Source organism: Anatilimnocola floriformis (genome assembly GCF_024256385.1).
Taxonomy (GTDB): Bacteria; Planctomycetota; Planctomycetia; order Pirellulales; family Pirellulaceae; genus Anatilimnocola; species Anatilimnocola floriformis.
The window spans coordinates 4,695,319-4,710,966 of the sequence record NZ_JAMLFW010000001.1 but is presented as its reverse complement, the minus strand read 5'-3'; the positions used below and the strand labels follow the sequence as shown (position 1 = coordinate 4,710,966).

Sequence of the window (15,648 nt, the reverse complement as noted above, 5' to 3'; positions counted from 1 at the left end):
GACTGTCTGGCCGGGGGCGTGCTCGCCTCGCCCTCTCTACATCTGCACGGCAAACCTCGTTTGAAGCAGCGCCACATGTTAGTCAAGCGATTCAAGGGCAAAGTAGTTACCCGCATCACACGCGGCAAGAATCTCCGCGCGAATTTCCACCGCAATTGGTTCCATCAGACCACCTCCTGAAGATGGTCTCTAAATTACCGACCTTACCTAGCTGGCGCTAGATGGATCGTGGAAACGCACTAGTCGTACTGTTTCATTCAAAGCCTTATGGTCCAGCCGAGAAGGCACCAGTCCGATGGGGCAGCGGGCTCGCGAGCTATCAAGCACCACGTTTTACAGCGGAACCGGTCGGCCCTGTGAAGTTCTCAGGCTAAAAAGCCTCGGTCTATGTAAACATAGCCTTCGAATTCAGCTACCACGAGACTCGACGAGTGGTAGCCGGATGAACCAGGAACGCCAGTCAGGCTCGCCCGAGGTCTTGATTTCCAAGCCGCTTGCCTCTGCCCAGGCGTCCACCGTGCTCTTTACTTCAAAGCGGCCCGAGGGGAGTACGCCGTCGAGATAATTGTTCCCGCATAGAAGTCCGCCGGGGCGAATCTTGGGTGCCCAGATACGGAGGTCTTCTTTCAGGTTGGCGCCGGAGTAACTCGCATCAACGTAAACGAAGTCCAAAGACGCATCTACGAACAAAGCAACAGCTGTCGAAGAATCAAGTCGGCGAACCTGGCAGCGATTACCATGTTTCGACAGCCGATCGAAAGCCGCTAGACAGTTCTGATCGTGAATTGATTGAGGCAGGTAGCCGGCGTCTGAATAATTCTGCTCCCCTTCTAACCAGGGTGCGATGCACTGCAGCCGTTTCCCTTTCCAGTTTTGCAAAAGCGAGTCGGCGAACTCTCCTCGCACGGTACCAAGCTCCACGCCTTCACCTACTAGTTGCAAGTGATTGAGGATCTGCGGAAGTTGATCACGCGTGCGCATGATGATTTCTGGCCAGGATGCGGCCCACGAGCTCCATTCATCGGCGAGGTCCGACGTATCAATCGCCAGAGAATCGAGATCTCCCCAACCAGCTACAGACGCTTCTTCTTTCTCAAAACGGCTCGGTTCGGAAAACTCCTCATCCAGAAATGCGTGCATGGCGATAGTGAACGAGGCATCATCGAAGTTCAGAAACGTCTTTCCCGCGCACAACGCTCGAATTTGTTCGGTAAGCAACTGCGTTGCCGGAGGAACGGGGATGTCTCGCGATAAGCCTGGAACTTCGCAACCAGGATCCGCCCCGGTCACTCCGTGTTGATAAAACCCAATGAACTTCCCTTCCTTCAGCAGCCAGGTGGGCTCGAACGGCTCGTGCTTCATCCGGTAATTGAAAATCGCAGTTGGCCCCACGAGCCCAAAGTGCGGGTCCTCGCTCGCGAAATCGGCGAAATCACGGTAGGCGCTCCAGACCCACTTACGCTGCAACACGTGCAGGATGTGCGACTCATAATTGACTCCTGGATACCCCAACCGCAGCAGCGTATCGTACGTCCGCCACAGCGAATCCCTCCAAAGCCCCCGCCCGCGAGTCGTCGCCTTGGCCAAATCCTCAAAGGCACGAGGTCGCCGGAGAAACTCCGCGTTCACTGGTGCGAGCAGCACCGAGTCATCCGTCGCCTGCACATACTCAGCCGACAACTCGGGAATTACCGCCCCCAAAAACGTTAGCAAAAAATAGTTCCGCACCGGCGTCCGAAACCGGAACGGCTTGCTCAGGGCTTCATGGGGCACGTGCTCCGCTACCCGGCGATCCGCGGTCAGCCACGCCGGCCGGTCACCCAAAATCCAAACCTTCCCCGCCTCGGCCGCCGGTTTGTTGCCGGGAGTACCCGGTGCACCCGCAGCTATAAAGTGACGCTCCATGCTCCGCAGCACATACCGCAGCTCTTCGTCCTCATGCGGAGAATGTCGGAAGGGAATCACCACATCCACAGCCGTTTACCCTAGTTTCGCATCACTAGCCACCACCCCCTCAAATTATGGGCGTGGCATGACAGGCAATATCGATTCGAAAACCACTCCATGCCTTTATGTCACAAACACTTACGCCAAGAGTGTCCGATTTTCCCGTCACATTATTACTCCCAAACGAACCAAGTTTATAGGTATTGGCACATTAAGTGGACCGCAACTGAAAGGAGCCCGACTAACGTTAGTCTTCAAATCCGAATCCTTCAGTCCAAAAAACTTTGTCAACTAAATACTCATCAATGATGAATCCGTTCGGAAAATCCCTAAAACCTGGCACAACTTGAAGCTGCTGAGAGGCATCCATTGCCTTCATTTCAGTCGAGAATACCCCACATAGCTTCGAGTCCTCATTGCCTGCTTGTTCTCGAACATGAAAAAGGATGTAAACACTGTTGTGACTTATATTTCTATTCAAATGCGCGATCTCCGTATTTTTGGATCTTACTAAATTCACTCCCAGCCCCCTTTGCATAGTTCCCTGGCCCATACTTCCCCTCGCACAATCGCTTCGCAAATGTCTTCCCATCTTCACCTACTTTGGGCGGCTGTCCTTTTGCCCAGCTGGGGCAATCTTTTGAGGCTTCCTTTTCAGTCAGGCCCGGCTTTCGTTTTTTGTATTGAGTAACTGATGGTTTTGAAGTGCTCGGTTTGGAAGGCTGAGGCTTTGTTGCAGGTTGCTTTACAGTGGGAGGTTTAGCAGCGGGAGGTTTAGCAGCGCCTGGCGACTGCGCGCCCGCGGGTTTTACAGTGGCACCACTTGCTGGGCCTCGGCCGGCCCCAATTCCACCAGTTGGCCGGCCAGCTCCGATGCCCCCCGTCCCAGTGCCACCGCCTCCGATACCACCTGTAGGCCGTCCACCACTCAAACCACCGGTACCCCCGCTTCCACCAAGGCCTCCCGTTGGTCGGCCGCCACCGCGCCCTCCACTGCCGGTGCCGCCAACATCTAGATTATGTATTGATGGCGTGCCAGCCAGCCCAATAGGATCTATTGTAGTTGTGACAGCATTGCCCACATAACGATAAAGGTTTTCATCACCAGCAGCAAACCCAATCGGGTCTTCACTCATCCACTGCTTCAGCCAAACATCCAGCCACCGGTTCAGGTTGTTCTGCAATCCAGAAGCATCGTCCCACGGTTTGCTCGTATAGCCATAGAGCAGGTCGACAGCCGAGTTCGTTTCGCTTGTCAAAGAGCCGAATGTATCGTAGTCGCGGTGGTTGGTGACGGAAACGGTGGAGACGACGAGGTCTGCGATGTCTCGCAAGCTGCCCAGGTGGTCGCCGAGGCCCCAGAGGACGTTGCCCGCCGTGCCGGGCGTCGAAATCTGCTCGTCGGCGAGAAACTGATCAACCCCTTCGGCCCAGGTGTAGCGATGCGACATCGTAGGGGCACTGCCGCCCGCGCCGTCGGAATCTTCCCACTGGAAGGTGATTTGGCCAGACTCGTAGGCGAAATAGGTGTCGACGTCGCCATCCGCTCCCGCGCCATCGGCATCGACAGAGCGTTTGATCCATTGATTCCAGACGTCATAGGTCTGGCCGACCGTCTTCACGATGTTGCCCGAGCCGTCCTTGAACGTGATCGACACGAGGCGATTACGGTGGTCCCAAGCGTACTCTTCCTTTTCGCCGGTTGAGATCAGTGTCTTGGATGCCCGATTCCCCTCGCCATCGTAGGTATAACTGTACGTCCCATCGGTCACAATCTGGTTGTTCGAGTCAACGTCGAACCCCGAGCTATTCCGATTACCGTTGGCGTCGTATTCATAGTCCTCATCTGGTGGACCGCTGCCATCGTGGTCGGCGCCGACCAGCTGGTTCGTATCGTCGTAATCGTAGTGCGATACGCCATCAACGTACGACGAGATCTGCTGGATGCGACTCGCCAAGTCGTAGTCGTACTGATACCGCGCGAGCGTCGTCGAACTGTGCTTATGCCACAGATCGTTTAGCCTGCCCATGCCGTCGTAAGTAAACGATGTGGTCGCGATTGTGGTCGGGCTCGCCCCCTCTTTGCGCTCGATAGACTCATGTTGGTGTGCCGCGTTGTAAGCGAAATCAACTTCCTTCCTCACCACGCCGTTGCCGCCGACCTGGCCGGCATCGAGCAGTTCCGTCACTCGGTTCCACTCGTCTCGCGTGTACGTTCGCAAAAAGTCATCCGTGCCACCCACAGTCGCCGAAAGCGAGGTCCGCCCACTCTTCACGTTGTAGGCGCTGCCAAAAATCACTTCCGGCAGGCCAGCCAAGTTCTGCGTCTCTTCCTTCAACCGCCCCATGCCGTCGTAATCGTATTCGTACTCTCCAAACTGGTCCCCGGCGTACACAAGCTGGCCGGCATCATCGTATTCGAACGCCAAAGTATTGACGGCATTGGCGCTCAGCAGATTCGAAGCATCGCCGGTCACGGCACCGACATCCCTCAAAGCAAGGGCACCATTAAATGTGATCTGGTAACCGTTTGTACCTGTGGTCACGCTAACGTCGACAATGTTCGAGAGGGCTTCTAGAGCACTTTCAACATCGTAGTTGCTTGCATTCCAGGCTATTGGCGCCGTAGTTTGGCCCTCGAAGGAAAGAGTGAAGGTACCGCCGGACCAACTGCCAACCAAATAGTCGGTTACTTCTTGGACTTCTCCGTACGCGTAACCCTCCATAGCTCCGCCAGTCAACGCAGTGGCGGGACCGTAGCCGTCGTATATTCCAGACGGGTCGGCTTCGATCATTGGAAGATCGATTCCCGACAAGTTACCGCCGAACTGGAAGCTAAGATCCACAATGCTTGAGCCGCGCATACCGGAGACTGTGACATCACCTGGTTCAATGTTGCTGAGGTCCTCTAGCGCCTCTTGGATATCCATATCCGATGCATCCCAGGCAATCGGAGCCGTTGTCTGGCCATCGAACGTCAGCGTAAAAGTTCCTGATATAATTGGGTCGGTTGTTAAGAAGCCGATTCCGCCCTGATATTCATCCCAGTGACTATTGTCGCTGATATGCGTATTCGTGATGCTCGGGAATGGGTCAAATCCTGGGACAACGAGCGCAGAGCCGTCCACGGTGATCGGATCGACGTCAATACTTGCCAGTGCCCCAGCGAAGGTGATCATGTAACTGCTCATGCCACCGGTGACACTAACATCGTCAATGTTCGATAAGGCCTCGAGGGCCGCTTCGACATCGTTGCTACTGGCGTTCCAGGCGATTGGCACGGTGGTTTGGCCATCAAAGGTCAGAGTGAATGTCCCGCCCGTCCAGCCGCCAGCATTGTGATCAGGAATTTCCTGCGTCTCGCCCCAGGAATAGCCGTCCATTGAACTGCCCGGGTACGAACTCGCACCTCCGTAGCCGTCGTAAATCCCCGTCGCATCGACCGTGATTTGCGGGACATTAATTCCCGAGAGGCTCCCACCGAATGTAAATGACATATCGCGATAGCTGGCGCCGGCGCTGGAATAGACCGTCACGATATCGCCGGGAGCTAGGTTACTGAGATCTTCGAGTGCGCTCAGAATGTCCAAATCTGACGCATCCCAGGCGATCGGCGCGGTGGTCTGCCCGTCAAAAGTAAGCGTAAAACTGCCCGCGGTGATCGTCCCCATCGTGGAGTAGCCAATCCCACCCTGGTACTCATCATAGTAAAGCCGTTCGCTGTACAGACTGCTATTGATTATTGCAGGCGCAGTACCCCACCATCGTTCGCTTACGACGCGATTCATATCGTCATAAGCGTAAGTAGTAAGCCGTCCCAAACGATCCTTTTTGCCGAGCAGATTGCCTACTTTGTCGTACTCAAACTCCCTGCTCTTGCCTAACTCGTTTGTTTCTTCGGTGACTCGGTCTCGAATGTCGTATTCCCACGCAGTTTGATTTCCAACGGGATCGGTCAGCGTGAGCAGATTGCCTACTGCGTCGTAAGTAAAGGAAGTCTCGCCACCTAGCGCGTCCTTTGAGGACATCTGCCGATAGCGACTATCGAAGGTATATGTTGTTTCGTTTCCGAGAGGATCGATGACCTTGAGGAGATTGCCCGCTAGATCGTATTCATAAGCCGTTTCTGAGGCATCGACTCCGCCGCTACCATCCGGATCCGGAGCGATGACTTTGATCTGCCGATCAAGCTTGTCGTAATCGTACGACGTAACGCGGCCCATGGGATCGGTTGCGTGTAGCAAGTTGCCGTTCAGGTCGTACTCATACGACGTAACCGAGCCCTCACGGTCTTCTTCGATCAACCAGCCCCATGCATTGAAGGTTTGAACAAGTCCATCATTGTCGTTGTCTTCGGAGGTGATCGTCGACGAAGTCCCGAGGTCCTGGTAGGCGTAGGTGATCTCTGGTTGCGTCGCCCCACCGCCTGGTGCTGGATAGAGAATGCTCGTGACTCGCCCCATTGAGTCGTATTCGTATTTCGTCACACGCGACAGTCCATCGGTAAAGGTCAGCAAATTGCCAGCCTTGTCATACGCGTAGGCTTCTTCGTCAGTGTCGCCGACGCGATCGAGCTGACGATGCAGCCGGTCGTACCCCATCGACACAACTCGACCGAGTGGATCCTTGGTTTGAACTAGATCGCCCGCTTCGTCATAGATGAACTGCGATACGGCGGAAAGCGCCGTTCCATAGGCTTCGGTCACCTGTGTGTTGCGTCCGATGCGGTCGTAAATATATTCTGTATATTGATTGCGAGGACTCTGAACCAGGATTAGCTGGCCCGCATCATCATAGGTAAAGTTCGTCACACCGGGAGTCTGATTTCCGGAGCCATCAGGGTCCATCTCGATGACTTGGACTGTACGGTTGAGACCGTCGTACCGTCGTTCAGTGAAGTTGCCAAGTGCGTCAATCTCTGCGACGACGTTTCCGACTAGATCGTAGGCGATCCGCAGTATCGGCCGTCCTGCGCCGCTGATGGGCTCGGGGCTTGTTATTGACGCGACGCGGCCAAAACTGTCGTATTTATAGTTGGTTTTGGTGCCCTGGCGATCAGTATAGCTGATCAACTGACCTGCCGCGTCATATACCGACAGATCGTCAAGCTTTGAACCAGACACCTTATCAGTGGCCGGAAGCGTGGTGGAGACCAGCCTTCCACGAAGATCATAGTCATATTGAGTTGTAGAAGAGCCGCTGCCAATCCCGTAACCGATGGCAGTCCGCTCGACCACCTCGCCAAAACGGTTGTATACTAGTTCCTCTTGCGTTTGATTAGGATACTTCGTCAATACGAGCCGATCAGCTTCATCGTATTCATAGAGCGTCACATACTCGAGAGGGTCCGAAAACGATGCCACATTTCCGTTTCCGTCGTAGGTATATAGACTCACCGGCGCATCGAGCGGATTAGCGCCGACGGGGATTGGCTGTGTCACCTTTTCTAGCCTGTCTCGCGCATCATATTCATATAGCGTGACATACAACGACGGGTCCGTCATCTTGGTCATGTTCCCTACGGCATCGTATTCATACTCCGTGACTGCACCTTCGAGGGCTGGATTTGTAGGATGAGCCTCGGTCATTTTGATCTTGCGATCGAGATTGTCGTAATCGAACTTCGTGGGCACGCCGAGCGGATTGACGACCGCCGTGACATTGCCTGCTATGTCATACTCGTAACTAGTTGTTGCTTCCTCATCAAGTCCATACGCTTCTGTTACAGACAGCAGTCGGCCGAAAGCGGGGTCCGACTTATTGGTCTCGTACGTATACTGCGTGACACGGCCCAGAGCGTCGGTCATGGTCAAAAGCAGGCCGTTGGGCAAATTCGCCAGGTCTCCGGCGTCATCTGGCGAAGTGTAGACGAACGACGTGACTACGGCTGGATCCGGCGCGTGATTATAGTTGATGAGTGTAATGTAATCCCAGGTATTGATGTGCCCATCACCATTGATGTCGCGATTAAACTCATCCATGGCTGGGCCACTTACGACAGAGTCCTTCCAGTCATTAAGATTAAACCAATTGATCATGATGATCATGTCAAAGGCGTCAATTCTGAAGTTTGAATCGACGTCTAGTACGTTGTAGAGGCTCCGTTGAGGCTCATTAGGCGTGGCTGGTGAATTTGGCTCCAGGCTCTGGCCGGCGAGGTAGCGAGTTTCATTCGTGACGTTTCCGAGCGCGTCGTACTCGTAGTCAGTTGTGCGGCCTAGCTCATCAGTAAATCGCGAGAGAGTCTTGTTGTGGGAATCATATTCCCAGGCCTGCCTTGAAAGGTCTGGCAGGACCTTGCCGACGAGATAGCCGTCGCTATTGTAAAAGAGCCTCGTAACGCGATCCGAATCTCCGCCACCGCCTTTTTGAGTGATTACAATCGGAAGGCCGTTGACATCGCGCTCGGTAATCACCGTATTGCCTTCGGAGTCAACTCGTTTTATCTCGTTGCCGAAGTCATCGGTGTACACATCCGTCGAGTTGCCGCGTCCGTCCGTCATGACACCAAAGAGTTGCTCCTCGTGCAGGGCATTTTGTAGCTTCCCGGTTGCTCCTGTCTTTAGGCCCTTGGTTGCGACCGATACAATTTCTCGCGTCGTTGAATCAGGAAGTGTTATTGTTTCGATCCTACCACCAACGTCGTACTCGTACTCCGTCACCCGCGACAGGGCATCTTTGTATTCCGTCAAGCGACCGCTTACTGCGTCGTAAGAAAATGTCTCGGTAGGATAACTTGGCGATCCGCCATCGGGATCTGGGTGCTCAATCTTTGAAATAAGCCCATTGGTGTATGTGTATTTCGTTTCTCTTCCTGCATAGTCAGTCACCGTCTCCAGTTCACCAGTCACATTATCGTATTCGTACTTCGTGGTGCGGTGAAACGGGTCGGTGATTTGCGAAATTTCATCAGCCTTGCTGTCTCCATCTGCATCTATGTATTCGAATATAGTGGAGTTGAGATTTTCGTCTGTTCGCTTGACTAAAAGGCCATTCAGATCAAAGTGATCGACGGCGCCGTTCGGTTGCGTTAATGCATAGCCAGTGCCTTCGGCTGTTAGTTCGCCAAATGTACCTTCAGGTGTCAGATAGTCTGAGCCCGACTCCGGATACCAATAGGCGAGGCCATCACCATGCAGCAGGGCCGCGCCTTGGTGCGCACCGGAGTCAGTCACCACCAGACGACTCACATCTGTCAGGTGCCATCGCTCTCCAAAGCCGCTCTCTGATTCTTTGTCCAGGATATAGGTATATCCGGATTTGCTCCGAGTCGTAGTTCCATCCGCGTAGTTGGCCTTGACCTTAATTTCTAGCGGATACCCTCCCGAGGCAGCAAATGAAGACAAATCAACCTGCTGCGTAAAGACCAGCCAATCGTCGATTTCACTGTCTTCGCCGTAATACGAGACGGGCCCAAACCAAGTGCCATCGATTTTCACGCTTACTTCAGCGCTATTCAGTTCCCGATTGGGATCAAACTGCGCCGCGACATTAATGACGCCGTTCGAGCCTGTTGCGCCATCGGCGCGATACGCGGGCTGAAATGGACGAGTTGGAACAAATTGTCGTCCCTGAGCGGTATCGACCGGAACCTCGCCGCAGCAATTGCAGGCACACACGTAAGTCGTACGACCAAGCTTTAGGCTAAGTTCCCCATCTGGGTTGGTTCGATCGAGGATTTTTCCAGTACCTACGCCACCACTGATCTCTGCGCCTGTTGTTACCCCGCTCAACAATACTTCAAAAAACTCATCGCCCTCAAGGTATACATTGTCCGCGCGAACCTCAATACAAATCTCTATCTCGGAGTCCAAACTGGAGAAATCTAGCGTTCCGGATTCGTAATTGTAGTCTGCGCCAGCTACTGCTGTGATGTCTGAAGTCGTATAGTCTACACTCACGGCGGGAGCGTCACTCGAAGCTCCAGAGGCAGTTACTTTGAAGCGAACAATGTATACCCCAGCCTCTGGTTCAGACACGCTGACATCGTCGATTGATATTTCCCGCGGTGCTCGAGCGTCTGTTACCTGGCACATAAACCGGATTCCCTGCGCAGTTCAGGTCTGTTGTTGCCTCAACCTTCGCGACAACCTTCTCTGAAATTTCTGGCAACTCGTCAACAATTCCTGACAGCGGTAGTTCAACGGATGTCTCTCCACTCGCGAAGTAAACGGTGGCGGCTCCTGTAAAGTCTGTCCCGGCAACTGCAGTTCCGGAATAGGTAATGTTCACCGTCAGTGTATCGGGGCCGCCAGCACCGCGAGTGACCCGAAACACGGGCTTAGTTTCGTCTTCGTAGAGCTCATTGATTTTCTCAATATTTATTTTGGGGCTACCCGGATCGCCGCCGATTCCGCAACCTGAGCCACCCGTCAGGAGGTAACGCTTCTCGAGTTGTTCAGATCTTAGCAGTCTACGAAATAAACCTCGGGAGCCTTTCCGTGATTGTGATCCACGAGTTTTTAGCCATGACCACAGCCAGTCCTGATTCATAGGGCGCACCTTGGTAGATTTAGGCTCAAGCGGCGTTGCAAAGATGTTGCTGCTCAAACAATCACGTTGGGGTAACGAGTGACGTAGTGTTAGCGTTGGTGCTGTGGTTGTCAATTAAATTTCGTGAAGCTGAGAGATGAGGCCAGTGACCCAATAGAGGAAATACTTTCCCGCATAGAACCGTTTGGAGGACAGATCGAGGAGAGTTACCACAGTCATTGGCGTCATGTAATTGACGAACGAGAAGACAGTGATTTGGCGATACTTCTCGGCAAAATCGCTCGACTAAGACCGGCAATCGACCTGCGCTGGGTCGAATCTTGGGCCGGTGCGGCAGTCGTTGATCGCTTGCGCCGCAGTCTTTTCCACTTATTCCGCAGAGAGAGTCGTGATCGTTGGTATGTCTTTCACAATAGCTTTCGCCAGTTCCTGCTGCGTCGTACGGCAGAGTCACCGCCTGATGGATTCGATGAGTCTCGCGACAATCGAATTCATTCTGAAATTGCTGACCTTTGCGCAGCGGAGTTGCCCTCAAGTCATTGGAGCTGGGAAGAGGCGTATCACCGACATCGCGCGGGCGAGCATGCGAAATCGGTTGCAGCTGTCAACGTCGATCGTTTGAGGGGCCAACTACTCGCGTTCCGAGATATTGACGCAATTCAAGGAGACATCCGATTAGCGATCGCATCTGCTGGTGCGCTTCGCGACTTTGTTGCGCTGACGCGGTTGCTTTTCGTCGGGGCGGAGTTTTCGTCCCGTGGCCAGTCATTGTCCACAGTCTCTTTGCATGAATTACTCCTCGGAAATGGTGATGTCGAAAAGGCTTGCGCTCGAATCCGTCACGGCAGGCTGTTGCGAATCAGCGACAGCAGCGCTCTTGAGTTTAGTTGTGAATTATTAGCGATTGGGCTTAATCAAGAGGCACGCATTATTTTTGAACTCGCCGAGCCGATTGGACTGCTCAAGGGTGCTCAGACCGACCGTGAGTTAGTCAGTAACCAGATCGAAGTTCTGAAGGCATGGGCAAATGTCGCAGTATCGTTTCGGTCTATTGTCGACATTGTAAAGCTGATACGTGGCGCAAGGCAGCACGGGAACACTTGGGATCGCAATGCAGATCCGTCGGAAAAGATCCTGCGTTTCCAGGACAACATGTTGACTCAGGCGGGCTATGGTCTAATTGCATCGCATAAGTGGGACGACCTAGACCTGCTAATTGAGGAGCTGAAGGAAACAAGCCTAAAGGGACACAAACAGTTTTCGCTTTACGTTCGCGCTTGGAAAGAGTGTCGCGAGATCGGGGAGACTTCAAGAGCACGGCGGTATGTTGAGCGCGCACTAACCTCGGTTGATTCGAGCGACCTAGGCGATGATGAACGAACACACTTATCAGAAGGGCTGTTTCGAATAATTGGTGATAAAGTGCGTGCGAAGGAGGTGTTTTCAAAGATCGCGCCGCCGACACTTACTTCCGATCCGGGAATGGGAGATCGAATTGGGCCATACTTACAAAGAATCCGATATAGTCGGTTGCTGTATACCTTTGGAGATAAGCGGACCGCGACGGACCTGATTCCCGATGGAGTCGAAGGACATCAGCGAGGAGCCGTCTACTTCGAGCGAGGCCTATCAGAGATTGGGCGTCTATGGGCAATGGCGTGGCGAGGAATCGAACTTGACGGTACAACGTTCACGATGGAAGCGAAGCCATTGTTGCTTCTCTTTTGTCGTGATTGGAATACAGAAGAAGGGCGCAGCCATTGGAGATTACTAACGCATCTCCGATCGGACTTTTACGAACTGCTCGTCCGCGCTGCTCAGGACCACGGAGTTGCAGCGGTACGCGAACTGGGAGTCACGCTCGAACGTGAGTGGTTCGAAGGCGAGCGCTCCAACTTCTGGCCGGCTAGTGATATCCGCGAAATAACTAAGCAACTGTTCCGTTCTGGCGCCGACAAGACGTGGTGCAATAACGTGTTTGCGCGGACAGAATCGTTGAGTAGCGACGACACGGACGTAAGTGGTCGCGTATCGTGGCGCGCAGGTCAAGCAGAGTGCTGGATACTGATTGGCGAATCCGCACGCGCGCAGAAGTTGCTTACTCAGATTCTCGAAGGGTCGGCTGGTGTCGAGTATCGGAAAGACTACCAGCTTGACTCTTGGATTGAATGGATGCGGGAGGTAAATTCAAGTCAACCCGAAGGTGCCGAAGATCGCACTAACCTCCTCGCTTCGGCGGTCATTAGCCTTGTAGAAAGCACGGAGGGGCGCGCAGCGAAGACTGCCGCGGCGGCCCTGTTGAACGCGACATTCGATTGGAGTCCCCGGCGAGCGGTGGAACTATGTCGCATTCTTTCAGAATCAGGTGCAATTGACTATGAAAGCGGGGCCGCAATCATCGCGGAACGCGCGCTTCACTCAGAAAACCCGCCGTGCGAACTTTGCTTGAATTACAGTGCAAGTGTTCTCATTCCAATCAGCACGGATTCCGAGGATTCACTCGCTACAGCGATTGTTGGGCGATGCGGCAAGAATGGTGGGAACGAGTCGGCGCAGCGCGCAGCCGACATCCTCGCAAGGAGCGTCAAGATTTATGGATTTCCAGAATCAAGAAGTGGGTGGCTTAGAGGAATTGCGATGGGGCTTCAGGGGCTAGGACTACCAATTGACCACCTTGACGCCATCACTGAGTCCGCTGAAGAACCACGGAGCATCTTGAATTTAAAGGATGGCAGTCAATTATCTCGCTATGAAATCTCCGAGCGCATTCGCTCGACTGATGATTTTTTTTCGCTGATTGATGCTGAGGCGGGCGATTCATATTTTGATTGGACGCCGCAAATACGCGAACTTGCGAAAAGTCTGAATGCAGATGATGTGTATTCTCTTGCCGACCAGCTTCAACTTCGCCGAGGCGAGGCTATGGGCCTCGGGGCACTAGCGGAGCGGATTTGCGAGCTCGGTGATAAGGAACGTGCTTGGGAACTGGGAATCAGGGCGGTTGAGAGTTCACACAAGAAAGGGTGGATCAGGTTCTATGATGGAGGCACTACTCAAGCAGCATTTAGGTCGCTGGTAAGTGTGGATGCTGAGAAGGCTCGCGAAATGGCGTTTAAGTCACTTGTTGACTTTCTGACCAGCGACGGCTGGTATCCGCTTCATGTTGCGATGAGTCTCGACGAAATAGCGCCAATTGTGTGCGATAGTGTGCCGACGCTGGAAATTTGGATAATCATAGAAAGCTATCTGCACGCTATTTTTTTCCACTCTCCCGAATTGCGCCGGACCTATGTCGGAATTTATGAACCAGGCAACGACACTGTTCATCGGGCGATTACGGATCTAATCTGCGAATTCTTGGGGCATCCCGCGCAGCTGTTGGCCGAGGGGGCAATCCGTGCGTGCGCTGACTTGCTAATATCGGACAACATTGAGATTCGCGGGCCATTGCAGCAGATACTTACTAGCGGAAGTATACAAGTTGCAGATACTCTGATCGCACTTGATGCAGTGAGTGCGATAGATGTTTCACGAGTTCAAGCGTTTACTTCACAGATCGGCATTCTACGAAATTCAGCAGATCAATCAATTCGCTGGACTGCTATCCGTATCTCGCGGCGGCTGGGACTTGCGCCAATCGAGTCGCATCAAGCCGTTAGCCTGCACTCCGGTTATCAAGGTAGAGCAATTGTGCCTGGCACTGTTGAACTGGACGGTGGCACGAAACCAAGCTCCTTCGGCATTTTCCCTGATTCTCTGGACCCATACGATTTAGTGTCGCCTTGGAGACTTGAAGTTGAAACGATCGCAAAGGCTGCTGGTCTACAGTTCGAAGGAGTTTTGATGCGCATCATTGAGTTCATGCGCAAGATTTCTGCAGAGTCAACTTGGAACTCAGAGGCAGAAAAGATACTACGACGGCAAATGGATAATGCGAAACTTGCATTTCCATACAGGCGTCCTCGTTGGACTCAAGGCCGACGGGCCATCTTTCATGTGCTTGCTGAGTTATCTGATGGTGGTCGGCTTCCGGCTGAGGGGCTGAACGTATTTGAAGAGATCCTTCGTAGATACGATGCAGATTTGGTGTTTCGGCGCCCCCTAACTCGTCCCTCAGTAATCCGATCGACGATTTGTCCAAAGTACAACGAGTTCAATACCACCTGGGTATCCGAAGGTCAGAGCCTCGGGATCGGGGAACTCTGCACTACGATCGGCGGTCGAACGGTCGTTGCCGAGTTAACGTCTCTGAAACCCGCGGGCAATGCAATGCCGAGTGAGAAACGAGCGAGTAGCCTCTTTCCAAAATCGGTGAAAACTCCAAGGCCGAGTGCGGATAAGTCACGTTTCTTTCCTTGTCTAGTTCGCCAGTTGGTAAAAACATACCACGATTCCTCGTCGGAGACGGATGGTTTTCCCGCAGTTGTTCACTTGGGCTATGGATACGACACGCCTGGCGAGGGATGGGTGGCGTTCGATCCTGGCCTCGCAAGGTCCTTAGGGTGGCAACCTTCAGATAAGGGTTATCTGGCTTGGGAGCGGGATGGTGAATTGATGGTCGAGACAATGTGGTGGAACGACGGCTGTTTGGATCACGCGATGCCGTTCTACCGCAAACTGGAAGTTGGCGAAGGGTGGTTGGTTGTCGCAAGTGAAGATGCGCTACATCAGATCGAAGCCCGGATTGGTCCGCTCAAGCGAGTCTGCGCCATCACGCGAGAGGTCTTTGAGAACCGAGATCCTGTGAATCGCACCAAATACTTCGAAAGCGATTAGAGGGAGCAGGCGTCTGGAGCCAGTTCTAATGGGCGCGATTGAAGAGATTCAAGGACTATCGGACGGCCAATTCCACCGCCTGGGTGACCACTTGCTACGCAGGGTCGAAGTCCGATACCGGCGTCTTCGTACTCACGGACTAAACGACCGTGGGGAGAGCATCAAGGGACAGCCCGATTCGTACTTGGGTGATACCGCTTCAAAATGTAGCGTATCGCGTCCTCACTCTTGTGTAAATTCGTATCGGTTCTTGATAATGGCATTAAAGCCGCGGCCTATGGAATCATGCGCCATTAAAGCGTTGTATTCCTCGACGGGTACGTCGTAATAACGGAAGACTGCTCCTCTGGTGAACTCTACTTCGAGTATTCGTGAATCTGGTTCATAACCAATCGAAGTAAAGCTCGTCGACGTCACCGGAATACGTTCCAC

The 15,648-nt window shown here is 53.4% G+C and carries 6 protein-coding genes; 1 reads left to right on the top strand and 5 read right to left on the bottom strand.

The annotated features are described in order from the left end of the window. Positions 1-408 precede the first annotated feature (408 nt). From M9Q49_RS35780 to M9Q49_RS18335, 4 genes are all read right to left on the bottom strand, one after another. Positions 409-1,974, bottom strand: coding sequence for a class I SAM-dependent methyltransferase (locus tag M9Q49_RS35780; protein WP_254510277.1), 1,566 nt, complete (start codon positions 1,972-1,974; stop codon positions 409-411). 220 nt (positions 1,975-2,194) lie between these two features. Then, the gene (locus M9Q49_RS36295; RefSeq protein ID WP_449224119.1) at positions 2,195-2,485 is read right to left on the bottom strand and encodes a DUF7336 domain-containing protein; all 291 of its coding nucleotides are present in this window, start codon (positions 2,483-2,485) and stop codon (positions 2,195-2,197) included. After that, complete coding sequence (locus tag M9Q49_RS18340; RefSeq protein WP_254510276.1) at positions 2,421-9,926, bottom strand: RHS repeat-associated core domain-containing protein; 7,506 nt, start codon at positions 9,924-9,926, stop codon at positions 2,421-2,423. The genes M9Q49_RS36295 and M9Q49_RS18340 overlap by 65 nt, the downstream gene beginning before the upstream one ends. Then, on the bottom strand, positions 9,919-10,440 hold the full coding sequence (locus M9Q49_RS18335) for a hypothetical protein (protein WP_254510275.1): 522 nt from the start codon (positions 10,438-10,440) through the stop codon (positions 9,919-9,921). Before M9Q49_RS18335 ends, M9Q49_RS18340 begins: the two co-directional genes overlap by 8 nt. Before the next feature lie 123 nt (positions 10,441-10,563). Between M9Q49_RS18335 and M9Q49_RS18330 the strand changes: the two genes are divergently transcribed. Then, entirely contained in the window at positions 10,564-15,216 is a 4,653-nt protein-coding gene (locus M9Q49_RS18330; RefSeq protein WP_254510274.1) for a hypothetical protein, read from the top strand. A gap of 222 nt (positions 15,217-15,438) precedes the next feature. On the opposite strand, the gene M9Q49_RS18325 is transcribed toward M9Q49_RS18330, so the two are convergent. Next, entirely contained in the window at positions 15,439-15,648 is a 210-nt protein-coding gene (locus M9Q49_RS18325) for a KTSC domain-containing protein (RefSeq protein WP_254510273.1), read from the bottom strand.

Bases quoted from the DNA above. Each gene is read 5' to 3' on its own strand.
- M9Q49_RS36295 (WP_449224119.1), bottom strand. From the start codon at position 2,485: ATGCAAAGGGGGCTGGGAGTGAATTTAGTAAGATCCAAAAATACGGAG.
- M9Q49_RS18335 (WP_254510275.1), bottom strand. From the start codon at position 10,440: ATGAATCAGGACTGGCTGTGGTCATGGCTAAAAACTCGTGGATCACAA.